Raw genomic sequence first — 21270 nt, 5'->3', positions numbered from 1 at the left:
CTAAGCCATTGATTTTTATAAAATGGGGTCTTCGTCCCACACGGGGTTAAGCTGCTGATTTTCTTGGAATTCGGCAGGCCCTCCGGGCCCACCATTTCTTTCTTCGGACGTTGTTTTTCCATCGTTTTTTCCTAGATTTGTCTCACCGGAATTCCGGTTCGATGAAAGTGGGACATTTTTGCGGGCCACGTAGGTCTTCCGACGCTCGAAACCAGCATCGATAATCCGCTTGGATTGGGCGGCTTTGGTGTAGTGCTGCGCCATCTTGGAATCAGACCAGCCGAAGATCGCCATCAACTGATGCTCGGTTGCGCCCGCCTCGGCGAGGATCGTCGCGGACGCCTTTCTGAGGCCGTGCGACGAGCATTCTGGTAAATCGGCATCATTGCACCACTGGCGCATCTTGTTGCCGAAGCCGTTCCCGCTGAACGCCTTGCCGTATTCGGTGACAAGGAAGGTCGGCTGTTCATGTGTGATCGCGTCCAGCGCCTCGCGTAGCTCGTCTGTGACGGGCAGGCTGAGAGATTGTGCATATTTGCCGGAGCCCTTCTCCGGCATGAATTCGATACGGTCGCCGACCAGGTTCCGCCAACCGAGCTTGACCAGGTCCGAGCGTCTGACGCCCAAATTCAGCATCAGCTCCATTGCAAGCCGGGCCATGGAGCCGAGCGGATAGACGGCGCGATACCGCCCCAACTCCGCTTCGCTCCAGGTGTGGAAACCGGGAGACTTGTGGATTTTGGTGACGCCGTTCGCGGGATTGAAGGTCGCCAGCTCGGCGCTGATAGCCCAATTGAAGAGCGCCTTCAGGTACTTCACCAGCTTGTCGGCCGCGCCGGGGGTCCCGCTGCGCTTCATCTGACTGGCTTCGATGTCGGATTTGCGGATCTTCTTGAAGGGCAGCTCGCCCACATTGCTGCAATAGCGATTGAGAACGCTCTTCTTGTCCTTCTGCGTGGCCGGCGACTGGCTTTGAAACGCCTTGGACCGATAATAGGTCTCGACCAGCCAACGAACCGAACCCGGTTCCAGTCGCGAAATCGGGACCGTCTTTTCACCACGATCGCCAGCCAGCACGCGGTGATATTCTTCGGTAAACGACCGGGTGATGCTGCCTGCCTCGTCCAGATAGGCCGATGTCATGCGATATTTCGGCATGCCTGGCAGGCGCAGATAGAAACGCTCGTTGCCATGCCGATCGATATCCCGCGAGCAATATTTGAAGGGGACGCGCTGATTACCCGACCGCGTAATCAAACGGGTTTTCGCCATCGTCTTCGTCTCCGCTCAAGCCCTGTTCTTTGATGTCGTACCAGGACGCCCGGATTTCCTCCGCATCCCAACGGCGCAACGCACCGATCTTCACGCCTTTCGGCATAAGACCACGGCGGACCCAGTCGTCAAAGGTGCCCGTCGAGACGTCCAGAAGCTCCGCCGCTCGGATGCGGCTGACCGCGAAGCGGTCGTGGGGCTAGCGCTTCAGCTTGCTGCGTCATGTGCTGCTCCTCACGCTCTGGAGGCGCTATGCTTGGGCTCGACCATATTCGCCGCAAGGTACTCATCCACGGCGTTTTCGGGCAGGAACAAGCTACCTCCGATCCGCACATGCCGGATTTCCTGCTTCGCAATCAGATTGCGAATGCGTGCGACCGGCCATCCGGAACGATCGGCCAATTGCTTCGGTGATAAAAGCTGAGATTGCATAACTGCTCAACTCCCTAGAGATAATTCGACACGATACAGAACGAATCATATAATCGCACTGGACACAACATTTTTATCGCATTTGAGATATTTTGATGCAAGATGGATTCATGGAGGCGATGGGGCAGCGGCTGGGGAAAATCCGGAAGGATTCCGGGTTAAAGCAGGTGCCCTTTTCCGAAGCGCTTGAGGTATCGCAAAGCGCTTACAACACCTACGAGCGGGGAAATCGCGAGATCCCGCCAAAACTTCTCCGGCTTCTTCATGTCAAATTTAATGTGAACCCCGTGTGGATGCTCACGGGGGAAGGAAGCCCGTACAACCGGGACTCCGTCGATCTGTATCACCAGGTCACAGGGGCGGTTGACGCTTTCATCGAAAGGGAAAACTGTCAGGTGGAACCGGACAAGCGCTTGAAGCTCATCCGGTTTCTGATCGACTACGCCGAACAACACGGCGAATTCACAGAGGAAATTGCAGAAAAATATCTGAGGTCAGCGATATGAGTAAATCGAGCTTCGAAGAGCAGATAATGCAGGGCGTATACGTGCTTGGTCGCCAGCGCGATCAACTGGCATCCGAAAAGCGAAGGTTGGCAAGGCAATTGCGCTATGCCCAGCATTCGGCCAGGCTCACGAGCCTTTCAAAGCAATACGATTTCGGAATGGTCTTCTTCGCTGCAATGGGAGCTGTTTCGCTCATCTTGTTCGATGCAAACAGCGGCTCCGATGCTTGGTTGACGCCCGTGCTTGGCTTTTCAATGATGCTGTTCGCGTGTGGTAGTGCGCTGAGAGGCCGAAAGATGGTCAGCCGGATCAGATGCTTCCATAGCCGGTTCGGTAGTTGGCAGTTCTAGTGGCAGTTATTAAACCCACTTTAATGGGTTGAATAAGTTGAAAAAATGCATTATTTGATCCATTGAAAGGGTCAATTAATGCGCCTAACGCTCCAAACCCATTTTAATGGTGAGTGGCATCACGCCGCGACGCTAGAACTCCAGGACGACGCGGCCGGCTTCCAGGGCGCGTCGATCGTCGATTACGATCTCGATTATTTCGTCACCCTGGCGTCGGCGGAATTCGCGGCCGGAAAAACGGTCCGCGACCATCGCGCCTTGTCAGTCCGTCATCCCGTTGATCTCGAAAATCGATATAGCCGCAGCTGGCCGCCCTTCCTCTTGGATCTTATGCCCCAAGGGCATGCAAGGCGAAAGCTTGCCGAGCACCTCGGCCTTTCTGAAGGCTCGCGCGCTTCCGATCTGCCGCTGCTTCTGCGATCGGCGACTGGGGGCATAGGCAATATCCGGATCAAAGAAGCGGCCGAGGCGGAAACGGAACGGCTGAGCGGTGTTGAGCGCCAAGGGGTTACAGAGGCGGAAATCCTTGAGCGGTCTGATCGCTTCATGGAAGTCGCCGATCGCTTTGGAATGCTCGCCTCCGGCTCAAGCGGCCTGCAAGGTGAATGGCCGAAGGTCTCGATGACCCAGGCGAATGACGGACTCTATTATCCTGACAGCTTCGTGACCGATGATGAGGCCGTGCGCCACATCATCGTCAAGCTGGTACGCAGCAACGAGCCTGTAGACCGCCTGATTCTCGAAGGCGAAGCCCTTTATTCGAGGATGGCTCAAGAGATCGGTCTGAATGTCAGCGAACCGTCGACCTATGCCGAAGGCGTCCTGATCATTCCCCGTTTCGACCGGAAGAAGAAGGAAGGCGGCGGAACCGTCAGGCTGGGCCAAGAAAGCCTGGTGTCAGCGATCGGCGTTGCCGATTTCGGCCATGTCGGCACACATGAGGCCTATATCGACATTCTGCGCCAATATTCGGCCGATCCCATCGCGGACATCGTTGAGTACTTGAAACGTGACATCACCAACCTGGCGCTCGGCAATCCCGACAATCACGGCCGAAATTCCGCTCTCAGCAAGCACCAGGACGGTACGATACGCCTGTCTCCGCTCTTTGATTTCGCACCAATGCGGCTCGCCAAGGAGGGAATCGTTCGCTCTACGCGATGGGCGATGATGCGTGACGGTGGCCGCGACCATCTTCCCGATTGGAAGCACATCTGCACAGAGCTGATGGCTGATCTTCAAGAACCGAAAGCGCTTGCAGCGGTGCTTTCTGACTTTGCAGAACAGCTGCGCCGGACGCCGGCCATGGCGAAAGAATTGGGGGCGTCTCCAGACATTCTGGACCGTGCGATGGGACGCTGCATCGCGATAGCAGACAGCGTTCTGGCGGCGTGCCACTGATGCCGAAGGACAGCTAAATGGCTCGATGGAAGAAACCCACGAAAGAAGAGATTCTAGAAAACCGGCGAACGCTGGCGGAGCGTGCTCGAACCGGCGACTTAAGGCTGCCTGAAGCGGTTGTTGAAATCCGTAGGGGGCTTGGTTTGACGCAGGATGAATTCGCCAAGACGCTATCGCTCACCAGGCGCCAAGTTGCTGAGATCGAAGCCGGGGCGGCGAACCCAACGCTCGAAACTTTAGTGAAAATTGGCCGATTGTTCGGATTTGCTGTGGGGTTTGTTCCAAAGGCGCAATGAAGGCAGAATTTTCAGTTTGCCGCATCGATTAAAAGTTGTGCTTTAACGAGTTTGGAATATCGATTTACTGCTGAATTTTGCCGGGGGATGGGCATTGTCATTACGCAAGGAAGCAACGGCCAGGATCAAAATCAATCGGCTGCTGGAGGCCGCCGGCTGGCGCTTCTTCGATGACAAAAACGGTCCTGCGAACGTCGTTCTTGAGCCAAACATCAAGCTGAAGCCTGAGCACATCGAAAGTCTCGGTGCGGACTTTGAGAAAAGCGCGAAAGGATTCATCGATTTCCTGTTGCTGAACAAGGACGGCAAGCCGCTGATCGTCCTCGAAGCGAAATCGGAAGATAAAGATCCCCGTATAGGGAAGGAGCAGGCGCGCAAATATGCCCGCTCCCAGAATGCCCGCTTCGTCATCTTGAGCAACGGAAACATCCATTACCTTTGGGACCTTGAGCAGGGCAATCCGACCGTCATTTCCGCCTTCCCGGGGCCGGATGAGATCAAGAACCATTACGCATTCGAGCCGAACGCTGATCGTCTCTTCGCCGAAAAGGTGGAGAGCGACTTTATCGTTCTGACCCAAATGCCCGGCTACGCCAGCGAGGCGGCTTGGAAAAACGAGACGGAGCGCGCGGCCTTTGTCGAAAAACAAAAGCTGCGCTTCCTTCGCCCCTATCAGGAACGTGCCATTCAGGAAATTCAGAGGAGCGCCAAGAAAGGCGCAACACGGTTTCTTTTCGAGATGGCGACTGGAACCGGCAAGACTCTTACGTCAGCCGCTGTGATCAAGCTGTTCCTGAAAACACGAAACGCAAAGCGTGTGCTGTTTCTCGTCGACAGGCTAGAGCTGGAAACGCAGGCCGACAAGGCGTTCAAGGCCCATCTGAAAAACGACTTCACTTCGATCATCTACAAGGAACAGCGCGACGATTGGCGAAAGGCTGATATCGTCGTGACGACGGTGCAAAGCCTACTTTTCAACGACAAATACCGCCGGCTGTTTTTGCCGACGGATTTTGATCTCGTTATTTCGGACGAAGCACATCGGTCAATCGGCGGCAACGCCCGCGCCGTGTTCGAATATTTCATCGGCTACAAGCTCGGCTTGACGGCCACGCCCAAGGACTATCTGAAGCAGTCAAAGAAGGCGAAATCCAACGAACGCGACCCTCGTGAGGCCGAGCGCCGTATGATGCTCGATACCTACCGCACGTTTGGCTGCGAATCGGGCGATCCCACGTTCCGCTATTCATTGCTGGACGGTGTGCGGGAAGGTTTTCTGATCAATCCCTATGTCATCGATGCTCGAACTGGTGTCACGACCCAGCTTTTATCAGACGAAGGATTTACCATTGAGACGACTGCAGAAGATGGCACCGAGATCAAGGAAGCCTTCGGCGGCCGCGATTTCGAGAAGCGATTTTTCGCTGAGGCGACCAACCAGGCCTTCTGTCGAACGCTGCTAGAACATGGGATGCGCGACCCGATTTCCGGCGAGTTCGGCAAAACTATCGCCTTCGCTGTCAGCCAGAACCATGCCGCCAAGATCACACAAATCCTGAACGAACTGGCCGATCAGTTGTGGCCGGGGCGCTACCAGTCGGATTTCGCGATGCAGGTGACCAGCGACGTGCCCGCCTCGCAGCAGATGACGATTAATTTCGCGAACAACAATCTCGGCGGCCGCAGCGGCTTTGTCGAAAACTACCGCACCAGCAAGGCGCGGGTTTGCGTGACCGTCGGCATGATGACGACGGGTTATGACTGCCCCGACATTTTGAACCTGGCGCTGATGCGGCCGATTTTTTCGCCGTCGGATTTTGTCCAGATGAAGGGACGCGGAACGCGAAAGCACAACTTCACGGAAGAGCTGTTCGATCCCGTGCAAAAGGCGGCGCGCGGGGATGCGCAGAAGGCGGCGTTTCGCCTGTTTGATTTCTTCGCCAACTGCGAGTTCTTCGAAGAAGAATTCGATTACGACCAAGCATTGGCTTTGCCGAAACCTGCCGCCATGCCGCTGTCCAATGGTGGCGATGATGGTACGACGATTGCCTCAAAACCCGCCATCTACGAGTTTTTGGAGCCCGACCAGGTCGTTTATCATGTGGAGGAACAGATTGGTCTGGACGGCATGCGGATCGACCGCGAACTGTTCCAAAAATTCGAGGAAACGGCGCGCTCCGATCACAAGCTTGCCGAACTGGTAGAGCAGCGGGATTGGGATGCCGCAACCCGTCACGTGGTCGAAGAGCTGTTCGACAAGCCGAGTGAATACTTCAATCTGGAGAAGCTGCGCCGCGCCGCCGGTGTTGATCGCCGCATCTCGGTGCGGGAACTGGTGGAAAAGGCCTTTGGTTTCATTCCGAAGTTTAAGAGTAAGGGCGAATTGATCGATGACGAATTCCAGAAATTTCTGATCGATCAGAAGCCCGAGGAAGCCGATCGCATCCGAGAAATACGTTACTTCTTCGAGGCCTATATCCACGATGCCAAGGTCAGGGCTCTGATCGATGCTGGCCATTTGGCCGACCTCAACGTAAACCCCTCCTTCTCGACCCGCGATCTCAAGGAAGTGCCCGCCCCATGGCGAAAGCGCATCCCCGAATACATCAAGGACTACGTGTCCCTGAACCCCTTCATGTCATGAAAGCCCGAAATGCTCGATAAAGATACCAAGCGCCGCATCGATACCTGCCGCGACATTCTCGTCGGCAAGGTGCCTGACCCCAAAAGCCAAGTCGAACAGATCACGGTCGCGCTGATCTATAAGTTCATGGACGACATGGACCTCGAGGCCGAAGAGTTGGGTGGCGAACGCAAGTTCTTCACGAAGGACTACGAGCGTTATCGCTGGGCCAAGCTGGTGGCGCCGGGCGTGTCCGGCCAGGAGATGCTGAATACCTATTCCGAAGCGCTGACGAAGATGGTTGAAAATGACAACCTGCCGGCGCTTTTCCGATCCATCTTCCGCAATGCCTATCTGCCCTATCGTGACCCGGAAACGTTGCGTTCTTTCCTGCGCGAGATCGATAGCTTCACCTACGATCACAGCGAACGCCTGGGCGATGCCTTCGAATACCTGCTCTCCGTTCTGGGCAGCCAGGGCGACGCCGGGCAGTTCCGCACACCGCGCCATATCATCGATTTCATGGTCGAGATCATCGATCCCAAGAAGAACGAGGTGATTCTTGACCCGGCCTGCGGAACCGCCGGTTTCCTGATCTCGGCCTACAAGCACATCCTGAAAGCCAACTCATCCTTTGTCGTCAACGGCAATGGCAAGCATGAGGACGCTGATGCTACCGAACAGGCACTCGAAAGCCCCATGCGCTTCCCTGGCGATCAGCTCTCACTGGAAGATCGTTCGCGGCTGGCCGGAAACATCAAGGGCTACGACATCTCGCCAGACATGGTGCGCCTCAGCCTCGTGAACCTCTACCTGCATGGCTTCGCCGACCCGAAGGTCGAGGAATACGATACGCTGACCAGCGAGGAGAAGTGGACTCAAACTGCGGACGTGATCCTCGCCAATCCGCCCTTCATGTCGCCAAAGGGAGGCATCAAACCTCACACTCGTTTCCAGGTGCAGTCGAAGCGCAGCGAAGTGCTATTTGTTGACTACATTGCAGAGCACCTGAATCCGAACGGTCGCGCAGCGATTGTGGTACCGGAAGGGATCATATTCCAAAGCCAGAGCGCCTATGTCGCTTTGCGGAAAATGCTCGTTGAAAACCATCTGGCTGCCGTCGTCTCGCTGCCAGCCGGTGTGTTTAATCCCTATTCGGGCGTCAAGACCTCGATACTGATCCTCGATCGCGCCGTTGCCAAGGCGAGCGAGCATGTCGCCTTCTTCAAAATCGAGAACGACGGTTTCCAGCTTGGTGCGCAGCGCAAGGCGCAAAAAGGATCACAGCTTCCGCAAGTGAAGGCCGAATTAACCGCTTGGTTGCAGGAGGCGCGGGCGGGCAGAGGCGAGCAACTGAATGGCCACTTCGGCTTTGTTGTACCTCGCGAGATGCTCGTCAACGGTAGCGACTATAATTTGAGTGGCGAACGATACCGCCCGATTGAGGAATCGACATCCCACTGGCCGATTGTGAAGATTGGGGAGGTTTGCGAGATTGCTCGGGGGGCCTCACCGCGCCCGATTAACGACTTTATGACAGACAGCCCAGACGGCGTAAACTGGATTAAGATCGGAGATGCACCAGTTGGTGCAAAGTATATCACCTCTACGAAAGAGAAGGTGACGCCAGCGGGAGCGGAAAAATCTCGTTATGTGCGACCAGGAGACTTTCTGTTATCCAATTCGATGAGCTTCGGTCGTCCATACATAATGGCAACGGATGGCTGCATTCACGACGGTTGGCTTCTGCTCCGCCTAAAAGACACGTCTCTAACCGACCAAGATTATCTTTACCATATCCTCGGATCGTCGTCAGTCTATGATCAGTTTGCGCGGCAAGCTACTGGTGGGGTGGTCAACAATCTGAATAGCAGCATCGTTGCTTCGGTGGAAATTCCTCTGCCACCAATTGAAGTGCAGCGCGAGATTGTTGCTGAGATAGAGGGCTATCAGCGCGTTATCGAAGGTGCGCGCGCTGTTGTCGACAACTACCGCCCTCACATTCCGGTTGATCCAGAGTGGCCCGTTCCGTCGATGGGCGAAATAGCAGACTTCAAGAATGGTTTGAACTTTACGCGTAGCGAGGACGGTGAGCCGCTTCGCATCGTCGGCGTGAGTGATTTCCAGAGCAACTGGTTAGTGCCCAGCGATAGCCTGTCTTCCATTCAACTGGACGCCGCAGTAGGAGCAGATTATTTGCTACAACCGGGCGATGTTCTGTTCGTTCGATCGAACGGAAACCCTGATCTGGTTGGTCGCTCGATGCTTGTACCTGAGGAAATTGGACGTGCATCCTTCTCAGGCTTCACGATCCGTGCCCGTTTCGACACCTCCAAAGCAAGCCCAAGGTATCTTGCTCATTTCTTTAAGACGCCGCTGTTTGCGGAACGAATGAAGACAACCGGACAGGGCGCAAACATCAGAAACCTGTCACAAGGTATTTTGTCCGAACTGCAGGTTCCCCTCCCTGATCTAGCAACTCAACAGGTCATCGTCACCGAGATTGAAGCCGAGCAGGCTCTCGTCAATGGCAACCGCGACCTAATTGCTCGGTTCGAGAAAAAGATCGACGCTGCCATTGCCCGTGTCTGGGGTGAAGCCAAGGTCGAGGGGGCTGCCTGATGGATGAAGCACTCGAACTGGGAACCTACTTGCCGCAATCATTCGCCAATAGCAGCGAACAGGCTTATCTCGACTTTCTCTGGTCTGCATTCGAGACGAACTACGAAGCGGAGCGTTTTGAGTTTGCCAGCCTCGCCTTCCACCTTCTCTACATGAGCTTTGTCAGCTTCTCGATTTGGCAGATCAGGCTTGCCCGGCCTGAGCAGTTTTCTATGGCGATGGTTGGCTTCCGTTCGGACGAGGAAGGCAGTCTGATGGATTGCGAAAGTCCGTTCAAGTTCTACGACCGCCTGAAGGAAAGCCAGATTTTCCGGTTTCTCAAGCTCATTGGCTGCACAAATCAGCAGGTCGGGGAATTCGCCAAGTTCGTGAAACGCCGAAACAAGATTGCTCATCCGACAGGAACTGTCTTCTTCAATGACCGCGCCGCGATCGACGCGGAAATCGCTGATATGATGAAGGAAGTTCGCAACATCGAAACACACATGCAGCCGGTTATCATTGAGCTCTATCGACGCTTCCTGAGAACGAGCGCTGACCTGGAAGAGCGCCAATATACCGACCCAGCGGACGAACTCGCTGCCAACCTGATCCACACCAATTACATGTCTGCCGCTGATCTCGTCATTTGTGCTCAATTCGACATCTCGACGTTGGCGACAGAAGCAGATTATGAAGAAATGCAGGTGCTGCATGCCAAGCTGGGTGAACTTCACCCACCGGAAGATATGGAAGAAGCCGCATGAGCTCGCTCTACTCGATCGTTGACGGCAAACTCATAGCTGCCACGCGCCGCGCCTTGATGAAGGAAAGCCTGATTGAAGACTGGGTGGCGGCCGATCCATCGCTGCTCGGCCTGGATGCTCTGGTTATCGGCCGCCAGGTGCCGACGGACCACGGCAAGTTTATCGACCTGCTGGCGCTGGATGCTTCGGGCGCGCTGATCATCATCGAGTTGAAGAAGGACCGCACGCCGCGCGAGATCGTGGCGCAGGTGCTCGATTACGCCTCCTGGGTGCGCACGCTGACGACACCGCAGATTTATGAGCGTGCGGAAAGGTATCTCCAGACACGCCTGGTGACCGCCTTCCGTGAAAAATTCGGCGAAGCCATTCCCGAACAGCTCAATGGCAGCCACTCCATGTTGATCGTTGCGAGCGAACTCGATCCGGCGTCGCGGCGAATCGTCGAATATCTGTCGGAAGAGCATGGCGTCGCCATCAATACCGTCTTTTTTAACGTCTTCGAAGCCAATGGCCAGGAATGGCTGACAACCGATTTTCTGCTGGATCAGGAAGAGGTGGAAGAGCGATCCGAGCGCAAGGTCCGCCCGCCGTGGTCCGGTTATTACTTCGTCAATGCCGGTCTGGGCGAGCACCGCTCCTGGACGGACATGAAGCGATACGGCTTCGTGAGTGCCGGTGGCGGCGAATTCTACACCAAGCGCCTGGAGCAGCTCGGTGTCGGCGACGAGATATTCGTTTTTGACAAGGGCAAGGGCTATATCGGTTACGGCGCGGTGACGAGCGAAGCGCAGCTTGCCTCTGACTTCATGACACCGGACGGCCTGCTCTTCGAGCAACCCCTTGCAGAACCCCGAATGAAGCGTCTTGGCGAACCTGCTGACCGGGCGGAATATGTCGTCGGTGTCGAATGGCGCAAGACGGTAGAGCCGTCCCAAGCCAAATGGTTCAAAGGCGCCTTCGCCAACCAGAACATAGTCTGCAAGCTGCGAGACCAGGCGACTGTGGATTTTCTTATCGCGGAATTTGCGGTGGACAGCTAAAGTGAAGCAGAATGTAATGGCGATCGATCAGAGCCAGCCATCCGGTGGATTTTTCAGGAAAAACGATGATAACATCTGGTGAAATTGCCATTATTCTGAGGGCACTCCAAAACCACACGGCCCTTGAAAATGATTATTTAAAAGAGATTGTAGAAAAGCAATGGGAGGAAGAGAGCGGATACTTAGCCGCACTCTCAGCTTGCTTTGAAAAAGGCCTCGTTGAAAAATCTGGTGCATTCCTTAAACTATCAAATGAAGGTATCTCATGGATACAGGAAAATAACGCGGAATTCAGTGTCGAGAAAGACTTGGAACATTCGGGTGATAGTGGGGCCCAGCCGACCAAGCCATACGATGTTGCCAAACTGAAAATGGAGACGAAGCCATTAAGCGTGTTTCAAGCGCTTCGGAAAATAGAGAGGGCGGAAATTGATCTAAGTCCGGAGTTCCAGCGTGCCTTTGTATGGGACGAACTCAAACAAAGCCGGTTGATCGAATCCATGATTATCAAAATTCCTTTGCCTGCATTCTACATCGACGCGACCACAGCTGTTCGCTGGATCGTGGTTGACGGTCTTCAAAGGCTGACGACGCTTTATCGTTATTGTAGACTCCAAGACTTTGCGCTCTCGGGTCTGCAGTTTTTGACTGAGCTTAACGGGAAGAAATTTGACGAGCTGCCACCCGAATATAAGGTCGCCATCGAAGACGACACGCAGCTCATGTTTTACAACCTCATGCCGGGCACCCCTCCGCTCGCGAAGTACACGATCTTTTCTCGTGTAAATACGGGAGGAATGCAGCTCACACCTCAGGAAATTCGACACGCGCTAAACCAGGGGCCATGCACAGAACTCCTGCGGAGGATGGCGAAGTCTCCTGAGTTTCTTTCGGCCACTCAAGGTGTAGTTGAAAGCCTTCGCATGAGTGATCGCGAATTGATACTTAGGGCGCTGGCTTTCACCCTCAACGACTACAGTTCATACCGTGAGCATGGCGATATGGAGTCGTTCCTAGTTCACGCGATGAACCAGGTTAATGCTTTGCCAGAAATCGAAATTAAGAACCTGGAACAAGAATTTTATTCAAATATCGGGAAAGTTCGAAAAATATTTGGTATATACTCCTTCCGAAAATATTACATGAAGGGTGGACGACGATCTCCATTGAATAAGGCGTTGTTTGAAGTTTGGACTGTAACTGTAAAGGGATTTAGTTCTTCTCTAATAGAACAAAAAAAGGATGCGATAGTTACAGAGTTTCTCACCGCTATGAACACGGACGACAGATTTGTTCGATCAATTAGCGCCAGCACAGGAACTTACTCGGCTGTAGAAAAGCGTTTTAAAGCCACCACTAGTATTTTAGAGAAAGCTTTAAATGCTTAAAAGACTCGATATAAATGGTTACAAGAGCCTTGTGAATATTTCACTTGAACTTGCGTCGCTCAACGTGCTTGTGGGCGCGAATGCGTCTGGGAAATCTAGCGTCCTTCAGAGCCTTCTCTTGCTGCGGCAATCGGAAGGAGCTGGTGGCTACATCGAGAGGCTCGCGTTGGGTGGCCCTCTCTACGAGGCTGGCACGGCTCGAGATATTCTGCATCCCAAAAGCGGATACCAAGTAAAGATGCGTTTAGACGCATCCGGTCGTACCTATCGGTATGCATTTACTGTGAACCGAGATGCCTCGGATGGATTGTCACAGCGTGAGATACGCTGTGAACCTCGCCGAAAAGCACCTACAGAACTAACGCGGCGCGGACATGGGTTTGTCTATTTGAATGCCGAGCGGCTGGGCCCCAGAACGAGTTATAGCCTGTCGGGGGAAGATAAAGATCCTGCCGGCGCATTCGGTAAGCATGGTGAGTACACGCCATCCGTGTTGGCCAAGGCGCAGGCTACTGAAATCAAATTCGATGGATGGGATGACGATGTAGCCGGTCGTTGGGTAACCGCAGCCCTCCAGGCTGACAACTTTGACCGGAGTGAGGACTTCAAGAACACCCAAGGTCGGGTTGATCTTCTTACCAACGTTTTATTGTCGTGGATTATACCCGGCAGCCGCTTCGAGTGCCAAGAGCTGGTTTTGCAGGATCTGGCAACCCTTTCTTATCAAATCGGGTCAAGCATCCGGTCTTCGGTTCGTCCGACACATATCGGCTTCGGACTCAGCTATACCCTGCCTATCATTGCTGGAGCGCTGTCGCTTAATAGAAACGGCGTGATGATCGTTGAAAATCCGGAAGCCCATTTGCACCCCTTCAGCCAGTCTCGGCTCGGGATGTTCTTAGCAATGATTGCTGCTGCCGGTCGCCAGATTTTTATCGAAACGCACAGCGACCACGTTGTAAACGGCATTCGTTTGGCGACAAAATTCGGCGTAGTTCAGGCGAATGAGATATTCCTAAACCATTTTACGTATGACTTTCGAGAAGAATGCACGGTGGCTCATCAAATTCGGATGGACCAAAAGGGAAAGGTTTCCTCGTGGCCCAGAGGCTTCTTCGATCAAATCGAATCCGATCTCTCAAAGCTTTGAAACATGAAAAGCTTTTATCTCGTTCCTTTGACAGTGAAAGAACAATGTTATGCTTTTTCGGAAGCCGAACACTGTATCGGCGAACTTGTCGTTGCGCTGCAGTATGCGGAGCCCGCGCTAGCTCGAACAGTGACACTCTATTTTGACCCAGCAATTGAGAACCTTTCCCTTCGACCCGCAGAATCGCTAATTCAGACAATTAGCGCGGTAAATGACCGCGACCTGGTCCGTCTTTGGTATCTTTTTACGAGAAACAGAGCTGTGGAATGTGATGCGCCCCCTCAAATGACGAAGGTGTCGCGCGAAGACTTTACGAACGAGGGCGCAATATCCGGCCAAGACATCAAGCCCCACGCGATATGGCTTGGTTTACGTCACCCCGAACTGCCGGATGCTTGTGATGACTTATTGGTTGCAGATTCTGAGTCGGAGTATAACGTTTCATTCGTGAGTGGGCTAGAGGCGATAAGGCAGGCTCTCCCCCGCTATGAGCCAAATCCGAAACACAAACGTCAAGAATATACCCGTACAGGAGCAGAGTCTGTCTCGCCAATGACGCTTTCGGATGCGGAAGCGCAGCGACTTCTTCTACAGGCACTCGTTGGAGGTCGCGGTTTATACTCATATCATTCTGAAAGTAAAAAGTATTATCGGTTTGTCAGAACACATCCTGATCGTGAAATATTTCATGGATTTGAAATAAAAGAAGCTGAAGTTCCTGGAAAAACTCTGAAGTTGCTTCAGCGATAGCACCTGGCATTCCATTTGCGAGCAGTTGGTTAGGTGACGATTCACACCATCGGGTTCCGGTCCAGCTTCCCCCGATATGCCGGATGCCGGTGCGACACGATCGCGTCAACAAGCGCCGGCGGCTTCGAGCCCGTCAGCAGCAGCATCTTGCCGGTCTTCATTTCCAGGATCTGATCTGCGGTCATGAGCTTCTGGCGCTGTTCGGCGGTTGAGGTCCTACGGCTCTCGCCGAATTTGGCGGACGATTGCTTCGTGCGAGTGAGCACCGTCTGGTCGCCGAGCGCGTTCGCGGCCCAGTTGGCGGTTTCGAACTCGGCGCGGCCAAGACCGAAAATGCGGGTGGTGACGCAGGATCCGAGAATGCTGGCTGTGTCGCCCTTGCCATAGACGCTTTCGATCTGGCCCTTGTCCTGGGTGATGATTAGCGCCTTGATGCCGCAGCCGGCGGCGACGTTGGCGATGTTGATCAGTTTTTCCATCCGGCCGAGACGGACAAACTCGTCCAGCACCAGCAGCACATTCTTTTTCGTCTTCTTCGCGCCTTCAAGGCGCACGGCCATGCCGAGAATGATGTTTGTCAGCAGCCGGAGAAACACAGCCTGGGCGTCCACCTGGTCGAGCGGCACGACCATGAAGAGATCGGCGCGGCCCTCGAACAGGTTTTCGAGCGAGCATGTGGAGGCGCTGAGGAAGCTGCGCAGTTCGTCGGAACGCGCCCAATCGAAGGCCTTCTTGATCGTCGTCTTGATCGCGCCGCGCTCGTTCTCGCCGGCTGCAAGGAAAGTGGCAGCGGCGGCGGCCGGGCGGGTGCCGAATGTTTCAGGCGCTCCGGCCCATTCTGTTAGCGTCTTCTAAAAGCCTGCGGAAAACAGCAGGTCCATGACGGTGATCAGGTTGCGATCGGCTTCCGCGCGTCTGGTCATGATGACCTCGATCACGGCGGCGATCATGGATTTCGCCATTTCGGCGAAATGCGCGCCGTTTCCGCTTTCCGGCCGAACAAGGCCTTCGGCAATGACCTCGATGTCGCGGACCAGGTGCGCCTGTCGGATATAGTCGAGCGGATTGAACTGGTCCTTTGACGGCTCGATGACGCCAAAGGGGTTGAGAACCACGACTTGGCGCCCGAGCGATCGGCGATAGCGGCGGGTCACGGCGAAGTTTTCGCCCTTGATGTCGAGGACGGCGACCGGGCCGTCATGGTCGATGATGGCGGGAATGACGACGGACACGCCTTTCCCGGCGCGGGTGCCAGCGATGGCGACATGGTGGCCCGCGCGCCATCCGGTCTTCGGGTTGGGGCGATAGCGCAGCATTGCCCTGCCGGAAAGACCAAGTGGCAAGCCGGTATCGTTGTGCCGGAGCTGGCGCAGCTCGCTCCGGTTCATCCACCGGGCGCGCCACGGGCCTTGTTTGGAAACCCGGCTGGACGACGCCGGGGCGGCAATCGAGATCGCCCGCAGGATGAAGAACACCGGCACAGGCAGGCCGATGGCAAGGTTGGTCTGCAAACCCAGTTTCTGCGCCTCTGTGAAGCGATCCCATATCGAAACCATACCTCGGATGCTCTCAATTCCGGAATAGCCGGCATTTCGCCAAGCCTTGAAGCTGTCGAGCAGGACGCCTGCCGCAATGGTCGGGTCGGTAAGGGCGAGAGCAGACGCGGCAAGGAGGGCAGCCCCCACAGCTAAGCCCGACGCGCTGCGGATGCGGCCCTGGGTGTCTCCCGCCAAGGTCAGCAGCGCAAACCCGCAGAACATGACCAGGATCGCGGCGCGCGCGTTTTGGTAGATGGGTGGCCAGAACAACGGTGCCGTTTCCATCAGCAGGAAGCCGGCGGCCACCACGGCGATGGAAAGGGCATAACGATAGGGCTGAATGATCAAATTCATGGATCGAAACTCCAGACGGAAATGAGGATTAGTTGCGGCCGCGACCGGGCGCGGGCGGTCGGGCTGTCACGTTGGCGGCGCGACCGTCTCCAGCATCGCTTCGGCTTGCTCCAGCAGGGCGAACGCTTCCGCCAGCTCGGTCGAGGCCGTGTCGCTGGAAGGATTGCCGGAGGCGAGCCAGGCGTTCATGAAGGAAGCCTGTGACGCGATGAGCGATTTCAGCGATTCTTCCAAAGCCGCTTGCCGGTTTTCGATCATGTCGGTCGAGCGTTTCTCCAGCGCCTCGAATTGCGCGGTTCCGCTCTGCAATGTGTTCATCAACGTCTCGACGTAACCCAGCAATTCGCGCTCCAGCGGCGACAGGGTCTCGGGCATCTGTGGTCTGGCGGGTGTGGTCATTGGTCAATCTCCCTGGACGATCTTCAGGCATGGCGCTTTGTCGCTCCCGGCCTGACAGGTGATCAGCTGAAGGCGGTTGACGTCCCAGGTCAGGACTTTGCCGCTGCTGGTCTGGTTGATCTGCAAGCCCATTTGCCAGAGGCTGGCGCTCTGGGCGCGGTCGATAATCAGACCCGCCCAAATCCAGCTCGCGGTGAAGCTCAACAGGACGATCAGTAGCGCCACCGCGCCCATGGTCAGGAAGAACGGCTGCACCATCGACCGGAGCCGGTTCACGTCCGCCTCGGTCGTCACCAGCGCCTCGCTCAAGTGCTGGCGGTTCGCGTCCGTGAAGTTGCGGATATCGGTCTCGATTGTAGCTTGCGCGCGCTTCAAGGCTTCGCTCCAATCGGTCTCGAAGCTCGTCGAAGGCGATGGCGTCGAGCCGGCTTCCGGAGCGGCTGGGCTCGCCAGCCGATCTTTCAAGCGCTCGCTCAAGGGTATTCTCTCGGGTCCAGTCTTCACGGAACAGGTCTCCTTTCAGACGCCACCGCTCGTCCGTCTCGGGGTCGCGCACGGTGATGTAGTTCTTGCCGGCGCGCGGCAGGTCGAAGCCTGCCGCTGTCAAAGCCTCGGCCATGCTCGGGCGGTCGTGGATTTCGCCGGTCTCGATGCGCTGGACGATCCAGTCATGGATCAACTCGCGGGCATCGCCGCGCCTGACGCTCTCGATGAGGCTGACGGTCTCGCGTGAGCGCTCCGGGGCCATCGGATCGTTCCAGCCGTGTTCCTTGTTCAGAACGTCCCGCAATGCGTCGTAGTGCTTCTGGTAGCCGGGTGGCGCGATGTTGAGGCTGCGCCCGCTGACAAGCTCCATGCGCGGCGTCACGAAATGCAGTTCGACGCGTCCCTCGTGCGTGTGGCGCACCCAAAGCATATCGCGCTGGTCGGCTTCGAGCCCGGCAAAGGCAAGGTTCTCGAAGGCGTCCATGACATGCCGTTGCTGGGCAGGGTTCGGCGCGTCCTTCGCCGCGAAGGCGATAAGGCATCGATCAGCGCGCGCATGCGGTCGGCGTCTCCGCGCAGAACCTCTGGCAGGGGCTCGCGGGCAAACAGTATGACGTCGCCGCGCTCATCGCGAATCGCGTTGCGGTTCTGGTCGTAAGCGACGACGTCGCGCTCGACCAGATAATCAACCGGTCCCGATCCGCCGCCCTGACCGTTTCTGAAAAACTTGATCAGCACGGCGCGCCATCCTTGGCCGTGAACTGCTCAAGCGTTTCCGAAAGCGTGCGCTCGATCGCGACCAAGCGGGCGGCAACCGTGATTGCGTCGATGGCCGACACCTGGCCCTGAGCCTGGGCCGTGTTCAGCCATCGGGCGATCTGGTTGAGGTTGCCGCCGATCCGAGCGACGGCGCGCACCAGCTCCGGGTCCACCTTGGGAACCGGACGGCGGCGGCGCGCCTCGGTGAGGCCGAGCGCTTCCCGCATTAGCATGGCGAAGGGCAAACCAGCCCGCGCCGCGCGTGCGGTCAGCGCCTGCTTTTCCGATGCCGTGCAGCGGAAAACCACGACGGCATTGAGTTCGCCCTTGGGCGGTCGCCGCGCGCTCTTGGTGGGGTTTGAAGGGGAGGCTTGCCTCCCCTCACAAGGCTCCCTGTCGGACGGCTCGCCGTATGACAGGGGTCGCCTTGCTCCCTTCAAATCGCCGCCCGTCATGACGCCCTCCGAAGGTCGGCTTCTCGGGCAGTTTCTTCGGCGATGTGGTCACGGCGACGGCTGAAGAATGCGATCCAATCGAGCGCGCTGGAGCTTGCTTCGTCCGGCGGCCAATAGCTGGGCAAGGCATAGCCTGGTTTCCCGGCTTTCACCGTCCGCATGCCCAAAGCGTCGATCGAAGAAAAGCCGTGACGTCGCAACCAGGTGCGCCATTGCTCGACCTGATCGGCTTTGGTTTCTGCCACGAAAACGACCGGGACGGCTCGCCGCATCTCGACGCGCGGCGGAGCGTCCTCACGCTGGTTAGGTTTATATATTTTTTCCTTCTCTAAGTTTGGTGGACATATTTGTCCCCCTTCGCTGGACACATCTGACCGCCTTTCCGGACGATTTTGACCGCCTTTATCAGGGTAAAGGGTGACAACTTTGTCCGTCTTTTCGCGGGCGTCGGATGCGCGTAAAATCGACGCGGCTGAGGGACGATATTCCGTGTTGTGCCCAACGCCATTTCCGCGCTGGATCTCGAACCATCCTTTGACTTCAAGTTCATGGACGGTGCGCTGAATGGTCTTGACGCTCTTGCCGGTCGCGTCGGCAATCGTTTGATAGGACGGCCACGCCTTCGCGGTGTGGCCGTTCAAATGCGTGGTGATGATGTAGAGCGCCACCGACCGCGCGCTGTCGCTCAAATCCTTGTCGCAGCTCAGCTGCTGAAGCCATTGCAGCTTCACGTCCCGAAATGGTCGCGCTCCGCTCATGCGCGCCTCCCTGGTCGCCATACGACCGGGAAAGAAGGGGCGGAAACGGCCGGAAAAAGTGGGACGGCGGCTTTACTAAGCCATTGATTTTTATAAAATGGGGTCTTCGTCCCACACGGGGTTAAGCTGCTGATTTTCTTGGAATTCGGCAGGCCCTCCGGGCCCACCATCTCTACCGTTTTGATTTCGCTAAAAATCCCTGTAAACAAAGGCTTTGTTTACTGCTGGGGTTCCAACAGCGCGAGCGCCCAACGCGTGTCGAGGACACCGGGCTGCATGAGGTCCGCCTCCGATCATGCCGCGCTGTTGAGCCTGTCGAAGACACGAGAGTCGCACCGACGCAACCTGCGTAACCCAACAGATGATGCCGTCATCAACCACAGCGCTGCTGCCCATCCGGCGAAGTCCTGCCCCTGTGGGACACGGACCGCCGCCAACGTCGTCGGATTGGAGATGAAGAAGGTTGTTCAGAAATTGAACCGCACGCCGAAGACATTTGCACTGGAGCCGCCGTGCACGTCGCCGAGCGTCCCCCAGGCTCCGGACCGGTGGTGTATACGCCAGAAGAAATCGACGTCGGGCATGGCGTTGAAGGAAAGGTTCAACTCGGGGCCGAGATAGAACAGCGTTCTGGCGTCCCCGTTATGCTCCACCTCGTTCTTGCGCTCCCGTCCCTCCTGGGTATGCGTGACATGGCTGATGCCAAACGTAAAGGCTGGTGAGATACGGACGGTATCACCAATCTCGAAACCGTCGTAGCGAACGACGCCGCCGCCCCAGAATTCCGCATTCGGATGCCCGCCGAATCTTCCGGCGAGCCCCGCTTCCAGTCCGAACCTGAAGGAGCCCATCCTAGCCGGGAAGTACTGGTAGCCGAGGCCGAAGATCGGGAGGTCCTCGTATGTGACGCCGAAAGGATTGGCTGCATGGAGGATGTCGGCGTCGACCATCGTGCCGCCGAAGGCGAATACCGATTGATTGACGTCGCGGTTCTGGGCCTGCGCGTCGGTTGTTCCCAAGAACGGCATAGTGGCAGCGCCGAGCAGCAGAGCAAGCGGGATCGCGGTTGAAGGCTTCATATCGGATCTAATCCTGGACTTCATGTTTTCTCCAGCGCGCGCGCACATTCACCTAAGGCTCTGGAACAGCTCCTGACTGGGCGAAGACACGTCTGCTAGCCCCTGCATGCGGCCCCGCAGGATCGTCAGCGGGGTCCTGAGCTCGTGGGGATCGCGGAATTCGAGTACTTCGGCTCCTTCGCCGCCCGCTGCAACTATTCGGCCATGCGGTTGAAATACTCGATCAGGTGGTCGGCCTCGCCGAAGCTGCCTTGGCCCGACGCCCGTCCGCCAAGGTCGCCCGACGCTATCGAGCGGGCCGCCTCCGTCACGGTCACGAGCGGCGTGACAAGCCTCTTTTCCACTCTCAGGCCCACATAAGCCGTTACGGGACTGCCCAAAAGAATTTTCCATCGCAACCTCCGGCAGTTGCGGAATGACCCTGCGCAATGAACTCTACACATTACCTCCACGAAAACGCAACATTGCGAAGCCATATGGTAGAGGGCCGCCAGAAAAGATTACCGCTCGACAAAGGGCTGAGAGGACGCCGTCGGTGTGATTCCGAGGGGACGTTGAAGCCGTCGTGGCACACGAAGCTACGATCTCGTGGCATCTGCTACATTACTCCGCGGAATCCATTTCTCGGAACGAGATCCAATTGAGACTGTTAAGTACGCTTGGCAACACCTGCCAATCGGAATCGGTCAAACCAACCGCTGCTTTCGGACCCATTGCTGACGTTTCTGCGAGGCGGCAATATTGAAGGCATCAGCCCCTTCGCATTCCCTGCGGCTCATACTGCGAGACAGGATATCCGCAACAGCCATTGCGGTGCTGTTCGCATATCTGTTGCTGTTGCAGGGGCTCTTGTCGGGCACGTCGCA

21 protein-coding genes and 1 pseudogene are annotated in these 21270 nt (G+C 56.2%); 12 read left to right on the top strand and 10 right to left on the bottom strand.

Translation table 11 applies throughout. The features are described 5' to 3' along the window. Nucleotides 1-15: 15 nt before the first annotated feature. Nucleotides 16-1143 carry a site-specific integrase gene (locus BLP23_RS12530; RefSeq protein WP_092585567.1) on the bottom strand — a complete coding sequence of 376 codons (1128 nt, stop codon included), beginning with the start codon at nucleotides 1141-1143 and terminating at the stop codon, nucleotides 16-18. Nucleotides 1144-1506: 363 nt separating this feature from the next. Next, a complete protein-coding gene (locus tag BLP23_RS12520; protein ID WP_092585178.1) occupies nucleotides 1507-1704 on the bottom strand; it encodes a helix-turn-helix domain-containing protein in 198 nt (65 codons plus the stop codon). A 95-nt stretch (nucleotides 1705-1799) separates the two neighbouring features. Between BLP23_RS12520 and BLP23_RS12515 the strand changes: the two genes are divergently transcribed. The 11 genes from BLP23_RS12515 to BLP23_RS33110 all read left to right on the top strand — a co-directional run bounded on the left by BLP23_RS12515 (nucleotide 1800) and on the right by BLP23_RS33110 (nucleotide 14576). Next, entirely contained in the window at nucleotides 1800-2210 is a 411-nt protein-coding gene (locus BLP23_RS12515; protein WP_092585177.1) for a helix-turn-helix domain-containing protein, read from the top strand. Beyond that, nucleotides 2207-2560: a hypothetical protein gene (locus BLP23_RS12510; protein ID WP_092585176.1), complete on the top strand. Its 354-nt coding sequence runs from the start codon at nucleotides 2207-2209 to the stop codon at nucleotides 2558-2560. The genes BLP23_RS12515 and BLP23_RS12510 overlap by 4 nt, the downstream gene beginning before the upstream one ends. Before the next feature lie 78 nt (nucleotides 2561-2638). Beyond that, a complete protein-coding gene (locus BLP23_RS12505; protein ID WP_092585175.1) occupies nucleotides 2639-3961 on the top strand; it encodes a type II toxin-antitoxin system HipA family toxin in 1323 nt (440 codons plus the stop codon). Nucleotides 3962-3978: 17 nt separating this feature from the next. After that, nucleotides 3979-4257 carry a helix-turn-helix transcriptional regulator gene (locus tag BLP23_RS12500; RefSeq protein ID WP_064694766.1) on the top strand — a complete coding sequence of 93 codons (279 nt, stop codon included), beginning with the start codon at nucleotides 3979-3981 and terminating at the stop codon, nucleotides 4255-4257. Nucleotides 4258-4351: 94 nt separating this feature from the next. Beyond that, nucleotides 4352-6901: a DEAD/DEAH box helicase family protein gene (locus BLP23_RS12495; protein WP_092585174.1), complete on the top strand. Its 2550-nt coding sequence runs from the start codon at nucleotides 4352-4354 to the stop codon at nucleotides 6899-6901. 9 nt (nucleotides 6902-6910) lie between these two features. Then, nucleotides 6911-9502, top strand: a complete 2592-nt coding sequence (locus BLP23_RS12490) for an N-6 DNA methylase (protein ID WP_092585173.1) — start codon at nucleotides 6911-6913, stop codon at nucleotides 9500-9502. Next, entirely contained in the window at nucleotides 9502-10248 is a 747-nt protein-coding gene (locus tag BLP23_RS12485; RefSeq protein WP_092585172.1) for a hypothetical protein, read from the top strand. Before BLP23_RS12490 ends, BLP23_RS12485 begins: the two co-directional genes overlap by 1 nt. Then, the gene (locus BLP23_RS12480; RefSeq protein ID WP_092585171.1) at nucleotides 10245-11288 is read left to right on the top strand and encodes a PDDEXK family nuclease; all 1044 of its coding nucleotides are present in this window, start codon (nucleotides 10245-10247) and stop codon (nucleotides 11286-11288) included. Before BLP23_RS12485 ends, BLP23_RS12480 begins: the two co-directional genes overlap by 4 nt. Nucleotides 11289-11353: 65 nt before the next feature. Beyond that, on the top strand, nucleotides 11354-12676 hold the full coding sequence (locus BLP23_RS12475; RefSeq protein ID WP_092585170.1) for a DUF262 domain-containing protein: 1323 nt from the start codon (nucleotides 11354-11356) through the stop codon (nucleotides 12674-12676). Next, complete coding sequence (locus BLP23_RS12470; RefSeq protein WP_092585566.1) at nucleotides 12669-13826, top strand: AAA family ATPase; 1158 nt, start codon at nucleotides 12669-12671, stop codon at nucleotides 13824-13826. The genes BLP23_RS12475 and BLP23_RS12470 overlap by 8 nt, the downstream gene beginning before the upstream one ends. A gap of 3 nt (nucleotides 13827-13829) precedes the next feature. Then, nucleotides 13830-14576, top strand: coding sequence for a hypothetical protein (locus tag BLP23_RS33110; protein ID WP_139187056.1), 747 nt, complete (start codon nucleotides 13830-13832; stop codon nucleotides 14574-14576). 41 nt (nucleotides 14577-14617) lie between these two features. Here BLP23_RS33110 and BLP23_RS12465 read toward each other — a convergent pair. The 3 genes and pseudogenes from BLP23_RS12465 to BLP23_RS34470 form a co-directional block, all read right to left on the bottom strand. Continuing rightward, a pseudogene (locus tag BLP23_RS12465) lies at nucleotides 14618-15892 on the bottom strand (type IV secretory system conjugative DNA transfer family protein). A gap of 642 nt (nucleotides 15893-16534) precedes the next feature. Further along, nucleotides 16535-16867: a hypothetical protein gene (locus tag BLP23_RS34475; RefSeq protein WP_233426708.1), complete on the bottom strand. Its 333-nt coding sequence runs from the start codon at nucleotides 16865-16867 to the stop codon at nucleotides 16535-16537. A gap of 3 nt (nucleotides 16868-16870) precedes the next feature. Then, nucleotides 16871-17176 (bottom strand): hypothetical protein, encoded by a 306-nt coding sequence (locus BLP23_RS34470; RefSeq protein WP_233426707.1) that lies wholly within the window; start codon nucleotides 17174-17176, stop codon nucleotides 16871-16873. Nucleotides 17177-17195: 19 nt separating this feature from the next. On the opposite strand from BLP23_RS34470, the gene BLP23_RS35265 reads away from it, so the two are divergent. Next, on the top strand, nucleotides 17196-17600 hold the full coding sequence (locus BLP23_RS35265; protein WP_407691788.1) for a hypothetical protein: 405 nt from the start codon (nucleotides 17196-17198) through the stop codon (nucleotides 17598-17600). A gap of 131 nt (nucleotides 17601-17731) precedes the next feature. Here the strand turns inward: BLP23_RS35265 and BLP23_RS33670 are convergent, their stop codons facing one another. The 5 genes from BLP23_RS33670 to BLP23_RS34455 all read right to left on the bottom strand — a co-directional run bounded on the left by BLP23_RS33670 (nucleotide 17732) and on the right by BLP23_RS34455 (nucleotide 20784). After that, nucleotides 17732-18091: a hypothetical protein gene (locus tag BLP23_RS33670; RefSeq protein WP_167363879.1), complete on the bottom strand. Its 360-nt coding sequence runs from the start codon at nucleotides 18089-18091 to the stop codon at nucleotides 17732-17734. Continuing rightward, complete coding sequence (locus BLP23_RS34460; RefSeq protein WP_233426688.1) at nucleotides 18085-18567, bottom strand: MobC family plasmid mobilization relaxosome protein; 483 nt, start codon at nucleotides 18565-18567, stop codon at nucleotides 18085-18087. The genes BLP23_RS33670 and BLP23_RS34460 overlap by 7 nt, the downstream gene beginning before the upstream one ends. Continuing rightward, nucleotides 18564-19325 carry a helix-turn-helix domain-containing protein gene (locus BLP23_RS12450; RefSeq protein WP_092585168.1) on the bottom strand — a complete coding sequence of 254 codons (762 nt, stop codon included), beginning with the start codon at nucleotides 19323-19325 and terminating at the stop codon, nucleotides 18564-18566. Before BLP23_RS12450 ends, BLP23_RS34460 begins: the two co-directional genes overlap by 4 nt. Nucleotides 19326-19792: 467 nt before the next feature. Then, nucleotides 19793-20404 (bottom strand): hypothetical protein, encoded by a 612-nt coding sequence (locus tag BLP23_RS12445; protein WP_092585167.1) that lies wholly within the window; start codon nucleotides 20402-20404, stop codon nucleotides 19793-19795. Nucleotides 20405-20598: 194 nt separating this feature from the next. Then, entirely contained in the window at nucleotides 20599-20784 is a 186-nt protein-coding gene (locus BLP23_RS34455; RefSeq protein ID WP_233426687.1) for a HAMP domain-containing protein, read from the bottom strand. Nucleotides 20785-21270 lie beyond the last annotated feature (486 nt).

It is taken from the genome of Rhizobium mongolense subsp. loessense (assembly GCF_900099775.1).
In the GTDB taxonomy this organism is placed as follows: domain Bacteria; phylum Pseudomonadota; class Alphaproteobacteria; order Rhizobiales; family Rhizobiaceae; genus Rhizobium; species Rhizobium loessense.
The sequence above is the reverse complement of the archived record's forward strand: the minus strand, read 5'-3'. Positions and strand labels throughout refer to the sequence as shown.